Source organism: Lampropedia puyangensis (genome assembly GCF_004833285.1).
Lineage (GTDB): Bacteria > Pseudomonadota > Gammaproteobacteria > Burkholderiales > Burkholderiaceae_C > Lampropedia > Lampropedia puyangensis.
On sequence record NZ_STFG01000011.1, the window covers coordinates 1 to 16,935 of the forward strand.

Annotated in this window: 19 protein-coding genes and 2 pseudogenes; 11 read left to right on the forward strand and 10 right to left on the reverse strand. The window is 54.8% G+C overall.

The genetic code is table 11. The annotated features are described in order from the left end of the window. Positions 1-548, reverse strand: a pseudogene (locus E9531_RS10550) (transposase); the annotation flags it as partial. A gap of 112 nt (positions 549-660) precedes the next feature. Here E9531_RS10550 and E9531_RS10555 point away from each other — a divergent pair. The 6 genes from E9531_RS10555 to E9531_RS10580 all read left to right on the forward strand — a co-directional run bounded on the left by E9531_RS10555 (position 661) and on the right by E9531_RS10580 (position 4,001). Continuing rightward, the gene (locus E9531_RS10555) at positions 661-1,089 is read left to right on the forward strand and encodes a bleomycin resistance protein (RefSeq protein WP_136573729.1); all 429 of its coding nucleotides are present in this window, start codon (positions 661-663) and stop codon (positions 1,087-1,089) included. A gap of 55 nt (positions 1,090-1,144) precedes the next feature. Beyond that, entirely contained in the window at positions 1,145-1,681 is a 537-nt protein-coding gene (locus E9531_RS10560) for a hypothetical protein (RefSeq protein ID WP_136573730.1), read from the forward strand. 59 nt (positions 1,682-1,740) lie between these two features. After that, positions 1,741-2,148 (forward strand): hypothetical protein, encoded by a 408-nt coding sequence (locus E9531_RS10565; RefSeq protein WP_136573731.1) that lies wholly within the window; start codon positions 1,741-1,743, stop codon positions 2,146-2,148. Positions 2,149-2,209: 61 nt separating this feature from the next. After that, positions 2,210-2,890, forward strand: coding sequence for a TrmH family RNA methyltransferase (locus E9531_RS10570; RefSeq protein WP_136573732.1), 681 nt, complete (start codon positions 2,210-2,212; stop codon positions 2,888-2,890). Then, the gene (locus tag E9531_RS10575; RefSeq protein WP_136573733.1) at positions 2,874-3,452 is read left to right on the forward strand and encodes a pyridoxine/pyridoxamine 5'-phosphate oxidase; all 579 of its coding nucleotides are present in this window, start codon (positions 2,874-2,876) and stop codon (positions 3,450-3,452) included. The genes E9531_RS10570 and E9531_RS10575 overlap by 17 nt, the downstream gene beginning before the upstream one ends. A 195-nt stretch (positions 3,453-3,647) precedes the next feature. Beyond that, positions 3,648-4,001: a GNAT family N-acetyltransferase gene (locus E9531_RS10580; RefSeq protein ID WP_158291762.1), complete on the forward strand. Its 354-nt coding sequence runs from the start codon at positions 3,648-3,650 to the stop codon at positions 3,999-4,001. A 222-nt stretch (positions 4,002-4,223) separates the two neighbouring features. On the opposite strand, the gene ubiM is transcribed toward E9531_RS10580, so the two are convergent. Both ubiM and aqpZ read right to left on the reverse strand, forming a co-directional pair. Next, positions 4,224-5,411 (reverse strand): 5-demethoxyubiquinol-8 5-hydroxylase UbiM, encoded by a 1,188-nt coding sequence (gene ubiM / locus E9531_RS10585; RefSeq protein WP_136573735.1) that lies wholly within the window; start codon positions 5,409-5,411, stop codon positions 4,224-4,226. A 226-nt stretch (positions 5,412-5,637) separates the two neighbouring features. Then, positions 5,638-6,363, reverse strand: coding sequence for an aquaporin Z (gene aqpZ / locus E9531_RS10590; protein WP_136573736.1), 726 nt, complete (start codon positions 6,361-6,363; stop codon positions 5,638-5,640). 310 nt (positions 6,364-6,673) lie between these two features. On the opposite strand from aqpZ, the gene htpG reads away from it, so the two are divergent. Continuing rightward, positions 6,674-8,659, forward strand: a complete 1,986-nt coding sequence (gene htpG / locus E9531_RS10595; RefSeq protein ID WP_136573737.1) for a molecular chaperone HtpG — start codon at positions 6,674-6,676, stop codon at positions 8,657-8,659. A 104-nt stretch (positions 8,660-8,763) separates the two neighbouring features. Here the strand turns inward: htpG and E9531_RS10600 are convergent, their stop codons facing one another. From E9531_RS10600 to ypfJ, 5 genes are read right to left on the reverse strand one after another with little or no spacing between them, the layout of a single operon-like run. Beyond that, on the reverse strand, positions 8,764-9,207 hold the full coding sequence (locus E9531_RS10600; RefSeq protein ID WP_158291763.1) for a YchJ family protein: 444 nt from the start codon (positions 9,205-9,207) through the stop codon (positions 8,764-8,766). Positions 9,208-9,260: 53 nt separating this feature from the next. Continuing rightward, positions 9,261-9,530 carry a cysteine-rich CWC family protein gene (locus E9531_RS10605; protein ID WP_136573738.1) on the reverse strand — a complete coding sequence of 90 codons (270 nt, stop codon included), beginning with the start codon at positions 9,528-9,530 and terminating at the stop codon, positions 9,261-9,263. Beyond that, on the reverse strand, positions 9,505-10,449 hold the full coding sequence (locus E9531_RS10610; protein WP_136573739.1) for a phosphatidate cytidylyltransferase: 945 nt from the start codon (positions 10,447-10,449) through the stop codon (positions 9,505-9,507). The genes E9531_RS10605 and E9531_RS10610 overlap by 26 nt, the downstream gene beginning before the upstream one ends. Then, positions 10,446-11,405: a lysophospholipid acyltransferase family protein gene (locus tag E9531_RS10615; protein ID WP_136573740.1), complete on the reverse strand. Its 960-nt coding sequence runs from the start codon at positions 11,403-11,405 to the stop codon at positions 10,446-10,448. Before E9531_RS10615 ends, E9531_RS10610 begins: the two co-directional genes overlap by 4 nt. 48 nt (positions 11,406-11,453) lie before the next feature. Next, on the reverse strand, positions 11,454-12,296 hold the full coding sequence (ypfJ, locus tag E9531_RS10620; RefSeq protein ID WP_136573741.1) for a KPN_02809 family neutral zinc metallopeptidase: 843 nt from the start codon (positions 12,294-12,296) through the stop codon (positions 11,454-11,456). A gap of 394 nt (positions 12,297-12,690) precedes the next feature. Here ypfJ and E9531_RS10625 point away from each other — a divergent pair, with 394 nt between their 5' ends. Further along, entirely contained in the window at positions 12,691-13,140 is a 450-nt protein-coding gene (locus E9531_RS10625) for an Lrp/AsnC family transcriptional regulator (protein WP_136573742.1), read from the forward strand. A gap of 102 nt (positions 13,141-13,242) precedes the next feature. Here the strand turns inward: E9531_RS10625 and E9531_RS10630 are convergent, their stop codons facing one another. After that, on the reverse strand, positions 13,243-14,193 hold the full coding sequence (locus tag E9531_RS10630; RefSeq protein WP_136573743.1) for a LysR family transcriptional regulator: 951 nt from the start codon (positions 14,191-14,193) through the stop codon (positions 13,243-13,245). Between the two features lie 91 nt (positions 14,194-14,284). Here E9531_RS10630 and E9531_RS10635 point away from each other — a divergent pair. The 3 genes and pseudogenes from E9531_RS10635 to arsC all read left to right on the forward strand — a co-directional run. After that, a pseudogene (locus tag E9531_RS10635) lies at positions 14,285-14,938 on the forward strand (NADPH-dependent F420 reductase); the annotation flags it as partial. A gap of 70 nt (positions 14,939-15,008) precedes the next feature. Next, positions 15,009-15,620 carry an esterase gene (gene ypfH, locus E9531_RS10640; RefSeq protein WP_136573745.1) on the forward strand — a complete coding sequence of 204 codons (612 nt, stop codon included), beginning with the start codon at positions 15,009-15,011 and terminating at the stop codon, positions 15,618-15,620. A 246-nt stretch (positions 15,621-15,866) separates the two neighbouring features. Then, a complete protein-coding gene (arsC, locus tag E9531_RS10645) occupies positions 15,867-16,217 on the forward strand; it encodes an arsenate reductase (glutaredoxin) (RefSeq protein WP_136573746.1) in 351 nt (116 codons plus the stop codon). Between the two features lie 252 nt (positions 16,218-16,469). Here the strand turns inward: arsC and E9531_RS10650 are convergent, their stop codons facing one another. Next, positions 16,470-16,916: a peptidase dimerization domain-containing protein gene (locus E9531_RS10650; protein WP_136573747.1), complete on the reverse strand. Its 447-nt coding sequence runs from the start codon at positions 16,914-16,916 to the stop codon at positions 16,470-16,472. Between the last annotated feature and the right edge of the window lie 19 nt (positions 16,917-16,935).

The following is a 16,935-nucleotide window of genomic DNA, read 5'->3' on the forward strand; positions in this document are numbered from 1 at the left end:
ATGTGCCCGAGTTTGGCTTTGCCTCCTGTGGAGTGCTGTGTGGGCACCAGACCTAGCCATGCGGCCAGTTGTCTGCCGTTGTGGAAGTCGCGGCCATCACCAATGTGGGCGACCAGTGCATCGGCGGTGAGCACACCAACTCCTGTGATTTGTTGGGCTCTTTGGCAACGCTGGTCTTGTGCAGCATGGGCTGCAATGTGTTGGTCGCATTCGTGCAGACGCTCTCGTACTTGGTACCAGTGGGCGCTGAGGTGGTCGAGCGCTTGCAACAAGATGGGTGGCAGTGTGGCTCTGGTGTCGCTATCACCTAGAGCTTTGCGCAGTGCGGTATCGCCTTGAGCAATGGCTATGGCGTCTGCGTCATTGCGGTCGTTCTTGCTGCTTTGGGCTTTGCGAAAGGGTTTGACGAATTGGGCGGCCATGAGTTTGGGTTGCAGGCCGTATTGAAGGCTGCGTCTGGCCCAGTGGTGGGCACTGGAGCATGCTTCCATGGCGACGATGGTGCCTACAGGCAGTTGCGCAAGCCACTGGGCAAAGGCGCTGCGGCGTANAGAGGGATGCTTGAGGGGAGGCTCCTTTTTACTCATTCAAGCCGATGCCATTTCGCGGCGCGGCTTAATTCAGGCGTTAGGCCTCACAGAGAGCTTTGCTTTGCTGCCCATGGAACAAGACCAATACTGGAACCCACTCGTCCCCGAGCTCACAGTCTGCAACCTTGAGGATTCATTGCGTTTTTACGTTGCAGTCGGCTTCAGTATCCGGTTCAGGCGCAAACAACCAGCGTTTGCCTACCTGGAGCTTGGTCAAGCGCAGCTCATGCTTGAACAAGAGCACACTCAGAGTTGGAATGTTGCTCCCCTCGATCGACCGCTTGGCCGAGGAGTTAACTTTCAGATCGAAGTCACTAATGCAAATAAAGTACAGGTTGCCCTTGAGCTGCTAGGTGTACCACTCTTTCGCCCCATGAAGGACACGTGGTATCCAGTGTCGCAGACCCAACAAGAAGGGCAGCGCGAGCTCCTTGCGCAAGATCCAGATGGGTACCTCATGCGTTTCGCTCAATACCTCGGTCGACGCAGTGCAACCTAACACCTCGGTCAACCGGACTTGCTTCGCAAGCCGGTTACCCCAAACGTTATGCGTCATGATTCTACGCACTGAACTAGGCGATTTTTCGGTAATCAATGAGCCCACCTACACCTTTGGCTCATCGGATAACGTTCGCTCGTACCCATTTGAAAAGAACCTAGATTCGGGGGCGCCGCCAGTGTCTGTTCACGGCGTTTTCCTGAACGAAGACCCGATTGCTGTGTTTGGTGCAACCGGTGGCGCGAGCGGAGTGCATGAGCATTCAGCCGTATTCCACAACGGGTGTCTCTACTTAGCCGTTTCCGATAGTGTCATCTGTCTGCTACTGCAATCATTTGAGTTCAAATGGTTTCTGCGCATAGACACCGCTACTTGCTTCGGTGTTCACTTTCATGAACCCACGTGCTCACTCATTTCTCATGGCGAGCTTGAAATATCGCGATTTACTGAGAGCGGCGAGATCGTTTGGCAATCGTCTGGGAGAGATATTTTTACGGGCTCATTGGTTCTCGGCGAAGAATCGGTAGCAGTTACAGATTTCAATGGGGACCAGTATCGTTTCCGTTACCCAGATGGTCGCTATGGCGCATAACCTCTCAGTCAACCCGGACGCGCTAAAGCGTGCCGCTTACCTCAAACGTTAGGTGACTCATGACGTGGATAAAAATAGACACCGCATCTGACCTAGAGCTACTTAACCAATCCAATTGCTGGGACGACTCAACCACGCTTAAGTTCTATGCATCCAACAAGGATTACGATTACTTTCCACCAGACAGAGCAGCCGTTGGTGGTTTCTTTAGCTTCAATATTCATTTGCTTTTGGAAGCATGCTCTGCAGACAAGCCCATATTAGAGCTTGTTTTCATAGGTGCTGACTGGACCAATCTGCAGTATTTAAGCAGCCCTCATTTCTTCAACAGCCGCATCGATAAACTCAAGCGCGTGTACATTGAAAGCTCAAATGGCGACACAGAAATGCGATGCTCAAGATTAATCTACAGATATATGGAAGAAAATGAAATCCATTTCTCAAGTCGTCACTTTTTAGTAACCTAACATGGCGGTCAAGCCGACTGGGTTCGCCAGCGGCTTACCTTGTAAGTTAGGTTTTTAGTCAATGGAAACTTCCAAGAGCTCAGCCCGACAGCGAGCCGATTCGATCAGGCCGTATCGCTGCAAGAACCTCATTGCAGTTCTCGAAAATCCGATCGACATTCGGAACATCGGCACAGTCATTCGAAACGTCAATGCTCTTGGCGTGGAGAAGACCTACATTGTGGATCGCCGCAAATCCTTGCCAGATGATTGGCAGCAAATGAGGTCGAGAAAATCTCTTTCGACAACTTCGGTCTCAGCTATTCAATGGAGCTTCGTCAGGCGGTTTGACAGCACCGATCAATGTCTGGAGCACTTGGAGAAGAAACGCTTTACATCGATCGTAACCTCACCACATGTGAAGGGACATCAGAACTTCATCCTCCACGAAGCGGACTACACGCAGCCTCGCCTCGCAGTCTGGTTCGGAAATGAGTCTCGGGGCGTGAGTGACCTAGTCGTAGAGCGCGGTGCGTTCTGCGTTTCGATTCCCATGTTCGGAATGGTTGAAAGCCTGAACCTCGGAACCACTACTGGCATTGTGTTATACGAGATCGCCAAGCAGCGCCAGGAGTATCAACGGAAGCACAAGCGTGCTATTCGCAACCCTAACAAGAGGCTCAAGCCGACCGCCTCATCTCTGCCTCGCTCCGGCAAGTCGGCGGCGTTAGAACTCGAGACAGTCGATGCACGATCCAATTAATCTCTTCAACACCATTTGGCTAGACGCCAAATGCCGTGGAACATCCAAACACCGGAACGCTGTGTGTGTTTCCACTATCGATGAAGATGGATACCCGAACTCGCGATTCGTCGACCTTAAAGAAGCAAACGCGGCAGGCTTTGTCTTTTGCTCGCCTTTGGACTCTGGAAAAGCATTGGACATATGCCGCAACCCAAAAACCGGCATCACGCTATGGTGGGAACACATTGCCACGCAGGTGCGCATCAAAGGTTTGGCTTCGCCTATATCCGACCAAGAGGCTAAGGCTCATTGGGTCGGTCGCCTACGGGATGCCCAGATTGCCACAGCTACGTTTCAGCAAAGTCGTCCTCTCGCAAGCCTTGAAACGCTTTCAGAACAGTACGCACGTGCTGTAGCCGCGAGCGATGGAAAATCAATTCCCCGCCCCGACAATTGGGGCGGATTCAGGTTGTGCGCTGAATACATTGAGTTTCTTGAGTTCAAGGAGAATCGACTTCATGCCCGCACTGCATACTCCCGCGTCGGTACAGTCTGGGAGCAGCACTTTCTGCAACCGTAAGTGGGCAACGGCGCTGCTTCTGAGTGACTGAAAAGTGCCGAGTTATAACCCTTCCACCGAGAGGCCAACCGATGGGCCACGCCTGTTGAACGCAGGTCATGTCAAACGTTAGCGTCCCCACAAACTCATTCCTGTCACATGACCTGCCGCATTTTCACAGACAAAAACATTTCCACGCCAGAGTATTCATCTCTCATGGAATCCGTCGGCTGGGGCTCACACTATTCTGAGGAATTAGTCCAGCGCTCATTAGCAGCATATCCTTACGTTGCCTACGTTCGCTCAGACAGTGGTGCTTTATGGGGCTACGTTAGTGCGTTTAGCGACCACGCCTTTTCCACCATGCTAGGCGAGTTGGTTGTGCATCCATTGGCACAAGGAAAAGGTATAGGTCGCGCTTTACTTTCTGCTGTTGAAAGCGAATTTACGGGTATTCCCATTTACGTCAAACCACTCGGTGATGCCAAGCGCTTTTTCGTTGCTTGCGGTTATCGCGCTCCTGCTATAGAAATGCAGGTTCTGTTCAAGCGCAATGGTGCCACGGACTAAACAGCTAGGCTTGCATCTGGATGCTCGCCGCCAACTGTTCGGCCTGATTGCCTGCTTACATCGCCCTCTGGCCCAATAAGCGCTTGCCTTTTTTGCATTCGAGCTGATTCAGACTGCATTTCCATCTACGGTCTTTTGGCATTCTGTGCCCTCGCAATCTGGAAGACCGTGACGCCGACACGCACAGCGCTTATTCATGCATAAATCTGCCCCGCCCCCGGCTTACCCCAATGATGCACGGTGGGTTTGTGTGAGGTGGCTGGCAAGCAGCTTACGAAATGGGTGGACGGCTTGGGCCATGCGCAGCATGCCACCGCGTATGGCGCGCACAGGGGCGCGGTCGTCTGTGTAGAGTTTGGCAATGGCGTTGGTGGCTTGGTACAGCGGCCAAGTGGCCGCACGATGTTGGCGCTCATAGGTGGCCAAGAATGCGGGATCAGCCACATCGGCATTGCGGCGTTTGGCCAGCCACAACTGGTCAGCCAACCTTTTCTGGCTTTGCAGGCCAAAGTTAAAGCCGTGGGCGGTAATGGGATGCATGCCGACTGCCGCATCGCCCACCAAGGCATAGCGGTGGGCCACAAAACGGCGTGCATAGGCGCCTACCAGCGGATAGCTGTGCGGTTTGCCTTGTTTGTGCATCGCACCCAAACGGTGGGCAAAGCGCTGTGTGATGTTGGCCGAGAAGGCTGCATCGTCAAGCTCCAGCAAAGCTTGCATTTCATGTGGCGGCAAGGTCAATACGACGTTGGAGGCTTTGCCGTTGAGGGGCAGCAAGGCCAAGGTTTGCCCGTAGTCAAACCACTGCCAGCTGATGTGTTCGTGCTCAGCTTCATGCGCAAAGCGGCACACCAGCATGGTGCGTGCGAAATCATGCATATCGGCAGCAATGCCCATCATGCGGCGCGTTTCGGAATAACGGCTATCGGCGGCAACCACTAAACGCGCGTGCACCTGCTGACCATCAGACAGTGCCAGCACATTCTCCTGCGGCCCCGTTTGCACACCAACCACGCCCACACCCCCTAGCAATTGCACATCACTGCGGGCTTGCACGGCCTCAAACAGGGCTTTGCGAATCAAATGGTTGGGCACAAAATAACCCAATTCTTCAACCCCCACCAACGCGGCATCGACTTTCAAGGCGTGCAAAGACGGGCCGTTGAAAATCTGGGCATCGCGCAATGGCGAGATGGCTTGAGCATCAATCCGCTGCCATGCACCCAACGACTCCAGAATGTGGCGCGAGGCATGCGTAAGCGCTATTTCACGCCCATCAAAAGCAGGGGCTGCCAAGTCATTCAAGGGCTGTCGGTCAATCAACGCAACCGAATAACCACTGCCTTGCAACGATTGCGCAAAACCCAGCCCCACCGGGCCTGCGCCCACAATAGCGATGTCCACTTGCATACTGGCTCCTTGCCGCAGCGGTTGAGGTGCTGCTAGTCTGTCTTCTTGATAGGGGAAACCATCATACCGCGCCTAACGAACCTTCAATGCCTGCATAGCATGGCGCTTGGTAGTGAAGCACTATCGTTATTCATTGCAGCAAGCCAATATCTTGAATACGTGCTTGCGTAGACAGGCAAACAAAAACCCTCACGCGGAGGGTTTGTTGTGTGGAGATGCTGCAGGCTTACTCGTCTGATGCGGTGGCCAACAGTGCCTTATAAATCACTGCGCCAATGATGGCGCCCACAATAGGGGCCACCCAGAACAGCCACAGTTGCCCCAAAGCAGGTGTTTCAGCAAACAAGGCCACACCTGTACTGCGGGCAGGGTTGACGGAGGTGTTGGTCACTGGAATAGAGATCAAATGGATCAATGTCAGTGTCAGGCCAATAGCCAAACCACCAAAGCCTGCTGCCGCACGCTTGGCTGTAGCACCTAAAATCACGATCAAGAACACTGCGGTCAAAACAACTTCGGTCACCAGTGCAGCCACCATGCTGTATTTGCCGGGTGACAAATCACCGTAGCCGTTGGTGGCGAAATTGCCCACGCTGGCGCCGTTGCCGGTGGCAATCACATACAACACAGCAGCAGCAGCAATGGCGCCCACAACTTGTGCAATCACATAGCCTGGCAGTTCAGCAAATGAAAAACGCCCGCCAACGGCCAGGCCAACAGAAACGGCTGGGTTGAAATGGCCACCAGAAATCGGCCCCAGTGCGTAAGCGCCAGTCAGCACTGTCAAGCCAAAGGCTAGGGCTACGCCCAAAAAGCCGATACCTAAACCGGTATCAACGCCATCAGCCATGAACTTGGCTGCCAATACGGCGCTGCCACAACCACCAAGAACAAGCCAAAACGTGCCGATGAACTCAGCCGCCAGTTTTTTAGGGGTGCTATAGGTTGACATATCAGTCCTCTCTCCAATCCAATCACTCAAAATAACAAGCAAGCCACCCCACCAGGTAGTGGCTTGCCCAAGATGGCGGCATTGTCCGGCCCAAGTACCTGCTTGTCTCCGCCTTATTGCAAACTATGTTTAACTGCACCGAATTCACAAATTGAATCTGCAGCCTTGTAATTACTTGCAATGGCGCCATATGGCGCTAGTCGGTGTCGGCGCTACCGTTCGCCTGGTGCCTGTTGATGCGCAACCGCGCAAGGCAGGTTGCATACCGCACCCTTTTTTATTGCTTCTGCTGTTTATTCATTCACCAACCATGAGCACGACAAAACACTCATTCCAAGCTGAAGTCGCCCAGGTTTTGCACTTGGTCACGCACTCTCTGTACTCCAACCCAGAAATTTTCCTGCGCGAACTGGTCTCGAATGCGGCCGATGCCTGCGACAAGCTGCGCTTTGAGGCACTCAACCAGGCTGCGCTGTATGAAAATGACGCCGACCTGCGCGTGCGCATCAGTTTCGATGAAAAGGCCAAGACCCTGACCATTGAGGACAATGGCATTGGCATGAGCCAGCAAGAGGCCATTGACAACCTGGGCACCATTGCCAAAAGTGGCACGCGTGAATTCACCAGTCGCCTCACGGGCGATGCCAAAGCCGACTCGCAATTGATTGGCCAGTTTGGCGTGGGGTTTTACTCCGCCTTCATCGTGGCCGATTCGGTGACCGTCGAGACCCGCCGCGCCGGTGCAGCTGCCAGTGAAGGTGTGCGCTGGATCAGTCGTGGCACGGGTGACTTTGAAGTCGAGGCCATTGAACGCGCAGCGCGGGGCACCCGCATTACCCTGCACCTGCGCGATGATGCCAGTGAATTCCTCAACGGCTGGAAACTCAAGTCGGTAATCAACAAGTACTCAGACCACATCAGCCTGCCCGTGCAAATGGAAAAGCAAGAGTGGAAAGAGGCCGAAGAAGAAGGCCAGCCCGGTGCCATGGTCAAGACCGGTGAATGGGAAACCATCAACCAGGCCAATGCCTTGTGGACGCGCGCCAAGAAAGACATTTCCAGCGAACAATATATTGAGTTCTACAAAGGCCTGAGCCACGACTTTGCTGCACCACTGGCCTGGAGCCACAACAAAGTGGAAGGCGCCACCGAATACACACAACTGCTCTACATTCCAGCCACTGCACCGCAGGATCTGTTCACACGTGACAAGCAAGCGGGCATCAAGCTCTACGTCAAGCGCGTATTCATCATGAACGAGGCCGATGCGCTGCTGCCGTCGTACCTGCGCTTTGTGTTTGGGGTAATTGATTCGGCTGACCTGCCATTGAATGTCAGCCGAGAACTCCTGCAAGAAAGCCGCGATGTGCGTGCCATTCGCGATGGCAACACACGCCGCGTGCTGGCCATGTTGGAGCAATTGGCCAATGCCGCCACGGCCAGTGATGCAGACGCCATCACGGATGTGGCCGACAAAAATGAGGCCGACAATACCGAAAACGATGAAACTGGCGCATTGAAAGAGTCGGAGAAATACGCCCACTTCTACCGTGAATTCGGCGCTGTGCTGAAAGAAGGTCTGGGCGAAGACTTTGCCAACCGCGAACGCATTGCCAAGCTGCTGCGTTACGCCTCGACCGCCAGCGACACCGTCAGCGTTGGCTTTGCCGACTATAAAGCCCGCATGAAAGATGGCCAGAAGGCCATCTACTACATCACGGCAGACAGCCTCAGCGCCGCGCAAAGCAGCCCCCAACTGGAGCTGTTCAAGAAAAAAGGCATTGAGGTGCTGTTCATGACTGACCGGGTCGATGAATGGGCCATGGGCTTCGTGAACGAATTCGATGGCACACCGTTGCAATCCGTCGCCAAAGGCGCCGTGGACTTGGGCGACCTGCAAGACGAGCAAGAACGCAAAGCCGCTGAAGAAGCTGCCGAGCACTTCAAACCCGTGCTGGAACGCCTCAAGCAAGCGCTGAAAGACCAAGCCTCGGACGTGCAAGCAACCACGCGCCTTGTAGATTCGCCTGCGTGTCTGGTGGTCAAAGATGGTCAAATCAGCGGCCAATTGGCACGCCTATTGAAACAAGCCGGCCAAGCTGTGCCAGACACCAAGCCTGTACTCGAGGTCAACCCCGAGCACCCGCTGGTCAAGCAACTGGAAGCATCCCCCCAGTTTGATGATCTGGCCCACATTCTGTTTGACCAAGCGGTGCTGGCTGAAGGCGGCTTGCCAACAGACCCTGCGGCGTATGTCAAACGAGTCAATGCGATGCTGCTGGGTGCTAGTGCATAAACCCTGCTGAACTTCAAAAAATAAAACCGCTGATGCCTTTTGACCAAGGCATCAGCGGTTTTTTTATAGCGCCACACATTCAAGCGTGCCGATGAAGTGGCGGCTTACTCCTGAAAGTCTCCATCCACATACCACCAACGACCATCTTCTTTCACAAAACGGCTGCGCTCATGCAGGCGATGCCCGCGGCCTTGCTCGCGGTAGCGCGCCACAAACTCCACTTCGCTATGGGTGTCGTCTAGCGGCGTATGTGCACGCACCTCCAGCCCTAACCAGCGGGTCTGGTCATCCAAGTCGAGTGATGTTGGCCGCGTACTCAAGTGCCAAGTAGCCAGCAGATACGCAGTATGCTGCAACGTGAACGCCGTATAACGCGAGCGCATGAGGTGTTCAGCATCTGGCGCAGGCGCGGTTTCGCCTGCATCCAACAGCAGAAAACGGCCGCAGCAATCGTGCAACGGCACGGGTTTGCATTGTTTGCCAGCGCGGACCTGTCGACCACAAGGGCAAGCCGCGCGTTGCTGCGCTGCAGAGAGAACAAAAGCCATCACATCAACTCACAATCTGCTGAAGTCAGCGCACGACAGAACACTTACCCACATCACGTTTGGGCACTGCCAAAAGCCGTGCCACACGCTTGGCAAATGCACTGCGTTGGAGCGGCCCCGGCTGGGCGCAACGCTGCGGCTTTCTGTAGCGCAGCGGGGGCAATCGGCGTGTGCATACACCAGCACTGCGCCGGCTCCAGCCCCAAGGTCACGGCGCATGCATTGCTGGCGCCGCACAAAGGGCAGAGACTGGCCTGCACATCTGTGTGCAAAGCCGCCGCATCCGAGGCGCCCCAATCAGGCAACGGGTAGCCCCCAGCCATAACGCACCACATGGAAAAAAATGGGGGCGGCAAAGCACAACGAATCCAAGCGGTCGAGCATGCCACCGTGCCCTTCAATCATGGCCCCCCAATCCTTCACGCCGCGATCACGTTTGATGGCAGACATGACCAATCCGCCGGCAAAACCAAGGAGATTGACCAGCAAAGCCATCACAAAAGCCTGGCCGAAATGAAACGGGGTAATCCAGTACAAAGCAGCACCCAAAAGCGAAGCCGCCAATACACCACCGGCAAAACCTTCAACGGTTTTGGAGGGCGAGAGCAAGGGCGCAATTTTGCGCTTGCCAAACAACTTGCCGCACACGTATTGCAAGATGTCTGAGCTTTGCACGACCAGCACCAACCACGCAATCAAGAGCAAATTACGCCCCTCATAACCCGGAATAGGAATGAGCATCAGCGCGGGGATAGAAGAGATGCAGTACACCGCAATCATCACCCCCCATTGCACGGTGGAGGCCCGCTCCATAAAGCGGGTGGTATCACCACCAAGCGCTGCAAAAATAGGCAGCAGCAAAAAGCCATACACAGGCAAGAAGATGGACATCATGCCGTACCACTGCGTGAGAATGAAAAAGTATTGCAGCGGCAAAGCGACGTAAAACGCCATCAGCAAAGCGTAATAGTCAGCACGGCGAGTGGGGGCCAAAGTCAAAAACTCGCGCAAGGCATAAAACGAAATACCAAAAAACAGCAGCACCACAGCCACGCGCCCGAGTGCGAATGCAATGCCCAGCACCACAATCATCACCCACCATGCTTTGATGCGTGCGTTGAGGTTGTCAATCACACCATGTGGCACAAAACCCACGCGCATTTTCAGTACAAAGCCAACCACCGAGGCCAATACCATCAGGCCCACAACGAGGCTACTCAACAGCAGCGTTTCTTGACTCATGGCGCAATCCCTTCTGTGGGTTGTGGACTGGCGTGCTCTGCCGCTGCAGGCTGCTGCAGCTCGCCTTCGATACCGGCCAATTGCAGCAGCGCGTTGCGTGCCCGCGAGAGGAAACCGTCTTTACTTTCCCCTTCGAGTACCTGCAAGGGCGAACCAAAGCTGACTGTGCACAGCAGCGGCAGCGGTATCAAGGCCCCTTTTGGCATCACCCGGTTGAGATTACCCAGCCAGACCGGCACGATTTCCACATGCGGATACGCTTTGGCCAAATGGTAGATACCGCTTTTAAACGGTAGCAAACCTTCCTGCATATTGCGGGTACCTTCAGGGAAGATGATGAGCGAGTCACCAGCATCCAATGCTGCCTTGAGTGGCGCGAGCGCATCGGGTTTAGCCGCAGGCATCTCCTGCGTTTTCGGTGTCGCATCCAGTTCCGGTTCCGGCGTCGGCGCAGGGACGGTTGCATCCATTGCTGCGGACACCATGACTGACTCAGCCTCTGGCATGGCGTCTGACGCAGCACCATGCACCGTGGCGTCATGGGCCGTCACGTCATGCACAGCCATGTCCGTTGCGGCATGCCAAGCGGCAGCTTCGGGCGCATGCTCAGCCTGTGGCGGCGGCGCACTAGTGGGGGCTGCCATTTGGCCCGCTTCAGGTGTTTTGGTTGCGCCGTTGCGCTCGACCAGCACACCATTGAAAACCTCGTGGATCACATAAGGACGCACAGCGCCTTGCGACCAGTAGTCCGCACCAGCGACTGGGCGGGTACGTTTGCGCAACAAAGGCGGCAGCGAAGCCCACAACAACACAAAATCGCTATGGCTTGAATGGTTGGCAAAGTAAATGCGCTGCACAGGCACAGGGTCGCACCCCAGCCAAATACTGCGGGCCCCGGTAATGGCTTTGGCCGCCCCGGTAATGGCTGCAGCCGAAATGCGTGCCGATATTTTCATCAAGCGTCTCCTCTTTCACGCGGCGCAGTCCGGTGGACCGCGAAAGCCTCACAGTGGGGAGGCGTTGAACGTATCACAAGCTTGTGGATCGCCGCTCTTGAGTCCGGTGTAAAACCAGCGCTGGCGTTGATCACTGGTGCCATGGGTAAAGCTCTCTGGGCGCACCACTCTTCCCGCAGAGCGCTGCAGGGCATCGTCACCAATTTTGGCCGCCGCGTTCATCGCGGCCTCAATATCGCCACCTTCCAGAATCTTGCGCTGGCGGTCAGCATGGTGGCCCCACACACCGGCATAGCAGTCCGCCTGCAATTCCAAGCGCACGCTCAACTGGTTGTATTCCGTTTGACTGATACGCCCGCGCATGCTGTCAATTTTTTGGGTTGTCCCTTGCAGGCGCTGCAAATGGTGCCCCACTTCGTGGGCAATCACATAGGCTTGCGCAAACTCGCCAGGCGCCCCCAAACGGCTCTTCAACTCATCAAAAAAGCTCAAATCAATATAGACCGTGGTATCTGCCGGACAATAAAACGGCCCCATAGCAGCCTGCCCTGTACCACATGCCGTTGAGGTGGCATCACGAAACAAAACCAAACGCGGGTCTTTGTAATTGGAATAAATACCGCCCCACACATCTTCGGTATCGGCCAGCACCGTCGCCACGAACTGGCCTGATCGGTCATCCACAGGACCTGTGGTGCCTGGCGCCTGCTGTGTTTGTACCGTTGGCGCGCCACCTTGCATGATGCCCAACACCGTCAGCGGGTTGATGCCAAATACCCCCCACGCGATCAGCGCCACGATGATGGAGCCAATACCAATGCTGCGCCCTCCTACGCCACTAGCGCGGCGGTCTTCCACGTTATCGGATTGTCGATTGCCTTCCCAACGCATAGTCTGTCCTTGCTACAAAAGAATTGGATGCCAATTGGGGGCAAAGTGTACGCGGCTTCAGCCTCTTGGGGCAATTCAACCAAGCAAACGCGCCTGTCTCAGCGTGCCACGCTAGACGTGAAAAAGCCTGCACACGTGCAGGCTTAATTTCATGACAAATGAGCCAGCTCCACCCGTTAAGGAGCCTCAGCGCAAGGGGATGCAGATCAACCCGAAGAAGCCCTGGCGGTCACCAGTGGCTGCGCTTGCTGGTTACTAAAGGCCGGAAAGCCTTTGCTTCCATGCCTTTATTGTGCGCAAGTGCTGGCAGAAGTTTTTGCCCATTTGCAGACCAAAACACTATTGAAATAGAATTTCCATCTATATATTTCAATATAAAAGAAAATTATTCCTCATGGATCAGCTAGACAAGAAAATCCTCGCGCAACTACAGAAAAACTCGCGCGCCAGTTTGCAAGAAATTGGCCAGGAAGTGGGCCTGAGCCCGACACCATGCTGGAATCGCATCCGGAAAATGGAAGAGGCAGGCATCATTGAAGGCTACACCGTGCAGCTCAACGCGCAGGCCTTGGGCTTACAAGATACGGTGTTGATTCAGGTCACGCTTGATAGCCACTCTGACAACACACTGGAAGCTTTTGGCCATACGCTGGCCGCAATTCCAGAGGTCGTTGAAGCGCATCTGGTCTCTGGCGATTACGACTACCTGTTGCGCGTGGTAGTTCGCGACACCCGCGACTATGAGCGTTTCCTGCGTGAAAAGCTCTACCTGATCAAAGGCATTCGCCACAGCCGCTCAAGCTTTGTGCTGCGCACGCTCAAAGCCACACAGCTACCACTGTAAAACCCTATGCCTATGCCCTATGCGCGCGTGTACGCGTGTACGGACATCCGTTGAGCGATCACGCCATTTCAAAAAAAACAGCGGCACAGCAGCGCTGTCCCGTCAGCGTTTCTTGCGCGGCTTGGCTGTTTTGGCCAACGACGCAGTATCCACCGCGCTCCATGGCGGGGCTGCCAACGCCTGAACCAGAAAATCACGCAAACGCTGCACTTTGACAGGCACCAAGGTGCGGGTTGGGTACAGCGCCTGAATCGTCAATTCGTTGCAGTGCCATTGCGGCAATACCGGCACCAAAGTGCCAGCCATCAACTCTCGATACAGTAAAAAATCCGGCTGCAAAATAATGCCCTGCCCCGTAACCGCCAAAGCCCGGCAAGATGCCCCGCTACTGGTATGGACACGCGGATGCACGCGTACCGCCTGCTCGCGCCCCTGTGCATCACGCAGGCGCCATGTATCGCCTGTAGAAAAATAGCTGTAAGCCACCACCGCGTGGTGCGCCAAATCTTCAGGTGACTCTAATGGTGCGGCAGAAGCCAGATACTCTGGAGATGCGCACAACAGCATGCGGGTGTGCGCAAGCGTGCGCCCCACTAGGGAGGAGTTGGGCGTGTGGCCAATGCGCACCACCAAGTCATAGCCCTCTTCCACCAAATCCATCACCCGATCAGAGAGCACCACATCCAACTCAACATTGGGGTTTTGTGCAAGAAACTGCCCCCATAGCGGGGCTAAAAATTCCACCCCAAAATCCTGTGGTGCGCCAACCCGCAAGCGGCCATGGGCTTGGCGCACCTGTTGACCAGCCTCATTCTCCGCATCATTGATCGCAGCCAGCAATTCTTTACAGCGTTCGTAATACCGCCGCCCATCCTCAGTAAGCGACAAGCTGCGCGTAGTTCGGTGCAGCAATCGGCTGCCAATCAAGCGCTCCAACTCCGCCACTTGCCTTGAAACCGCAGGCTTGGATAACCCGGTGGTATCCATAGCTCCCACAAAACTGCCTGCATCCACAACGGCAACAAAAGTCGCCATGGCTTGTAGTTTATCCATAATCTCTCCATGCGAGACATTTAGTCTACCACCACCATATTTATAAAAATAAAAAGAAACAATACAGTGACGACATCGCGTTGCAAAACGCACCATCCCAAGGAGCAATTCCATGAAAATCACTGTCGTTGGCGCTGGCAATATGGGCGCAGGTTTCGTTCAACAACTCACACGTGCTGGTCATCAAGTGCGCGTCACCGCACGCGATCTTGGCAAGGCTCAAGCCTTGGCCGCCGCCCATCCTGGCGCCGTTGCTTTGGAGCCCTCAAAAGCGCTTGGTGACTCCGATGTCGTGGTGTTGGCTGTAGGTTTTGGCGATGCAGTCACCGCACTGCAAGGGCTTGGCGACCTCTCTGGCCGTGTGGTGGTAGACATCACCAACCCGCTGACCGCTGACTACATGGGCTTGACCATTGGCCACACCACTTCAGCAGCGGAAGAAATTGCCAAGGCCGCGCCGCAAGCACAAGTGGTCAAAGCCTTCAATACCGTGTTTGCCCAAGTTTTGGCTAAAGGCTCTGCGTTTGCCAATGGCGCCACAGTACCCGTGTTTTTCGCCAGCGACAGCGAACGCGCCAAGCAAACCGTGCGGGTACTGATTGAAAGCATTGGTTTTACCCCAATCGATGCAGGCGGTTTGAAAAACGCTCGTTACCTGGAACCCGTGGGTGGACTCAACATTTACTTTGGCTACGGCGCAGGTCAGGGCACCCAAATAGCCCCAACCTGGATTCGCCGCGCCTGATTTTCATTACATCAGCAAGGCAAGCGTAGCGCCAACCCGCATAAAAATCGCCTCAGGAGCAAAGTCAACCATGTCAGATCGTTCTATAGTTGTTCAAGCGCCATCGGCCTCCCCCAACCAATTGGTGGTGCTCACCCATGGCGTGGGCTCAGAGCCGCAATCCATGCTCGGGCTGGCCCATTGGTTTTGCGCCCGCAACCCTTTGGCATTTGTCGTCAGCATTGCATCCGCACAGCCATCAGACATTTCAAGTGGCCTACAGTGGTTTTCCGTGATCGGGGTTACTGAGCACAACCGCCAGGCACGTGTTGATGCTGCCATGCCCAGCTTTTTGGCCGCGATTGCGCATTGGCAGCAAAAAGCCAATGTGGATGCTGCACACACCACTATTGCGGGCTTCTCGCAAGGCGCCATCATGGCGTTGGAATCAACCAAATTGCCTGCCCCTCCTGCTGCCGAGGTATTCAGCTTCTCAGGCCGTTTTGCCGAACTGCCAACACAACGCTCGGCATCTTCCATCCACCTCTTGCACGGTACTGCCGATAGCGTCATGCCTGTGCATTTGGCAACCGCCGCGCATACCCAACTGCAAGCGTTGGGCACACCTGCAACGCTGACGGTCATTGAAGGGATTGGCCACCAACCGCACCCCTTGATGCTTAAAGAATGGAATGACCACTGAACGTTGTCCAGTGGGATGCCCAGGCCAGTCTATGTGCCCGCTGATTGCCCTCTGCATACAAATGCAAGTTTGCTCGTATGCACATGTTGATGCTCAGCCGCAATCCTTTACTTTTGGATTTTGGAGGTTCAATCCATAGACCCAACCACTTACTACCAGCGATAATTTGTCAATATCTGGACATGCCGCCGCATCACCATGCTGCAGACCTGCTAAAACCAGATGGCCATTCCACCATCGCCTTATATGACTAGCCCAACTGCCACCATTTACCACAACAGCCGATGCAGCACCTCACGCAAAACTCTGGAGTTGCTGCGCGCCCATGGCATTGAGCCGACCATCGTGGAATACCTCAAAACTCCGCTGACACGCCCCCAACTGCAAGCCCTAATCAGCGCCAGCGGCCTGTCTGTGCGCGAAGCCATTCGCAGCAAAGAAACGATCTACCAAGAGTTGCAGCTCGATGCCGCCAACGATGAGGGCCTGCTCAACGCCGTGGCCACCCACCCCGTGCTACTCAACCGCCCGTTTGTGACCACGGCCAAAGGCACCCGACTGGCGCGCCCAGTTGAGAAGGTGCTAGAGATCATCTGACCCCCACCAATCGTGACGAGCAAAAGACGTTTCCAGCCCTTCTTCAGAAAGAGCGTAAGCGGGGCCTTCTCAAATAGTTTTTTTGTTGCAGAACCTGTCGAAACATCAGCTTCAATCAGGCTAAACGTCACAGCAACCTGAGTACCCACAACTCGCCTTCGTAAAGCGCAAGCCCTTGCATCAACAAAACTATTTAGCCCCAAGCGCGTTAGTGCACTTGGGGCTAAATACATACTGGCATGTGTCTAGGGCTTACTGCATTTGAACGCTATAACGAATATCTGCCGCAGCCCCTGCAGTGAGGTCTCCGGGTTTGACGTTACGAAAAGCGTTTTCCGCATCAGTACCCGCTTTGGCCGCCTCATTCACTTTAGACAGCAAGTCTTCAGGACTTATACCTGATTGCGGGTTGAGTTTAACGATGAACTTGCCATCTGAGGCAATCGAATTCACAGAATTTCCGCCCGTCAATTCTGCGATGGAGTAGCTTCCCATAGGTAAGCCGGCCTCCTGCAGTTTGACAATCGATCTGGCAGCAGCGTGCAAGGCGCTGGTGCGCCCGTAATTGCTACTGCTATGGCCACCTGGGCCTTGGAACTCAACAAGGATTGCAGCGGCGGCCGTCTGGGCATACCCGACGCTAAGAAGACAAGTGCTGGAAACCAGTGCTGCCAGCGTAGTAAGAAATATTTTTTTCATGATTTTTCTCTGTGTATGT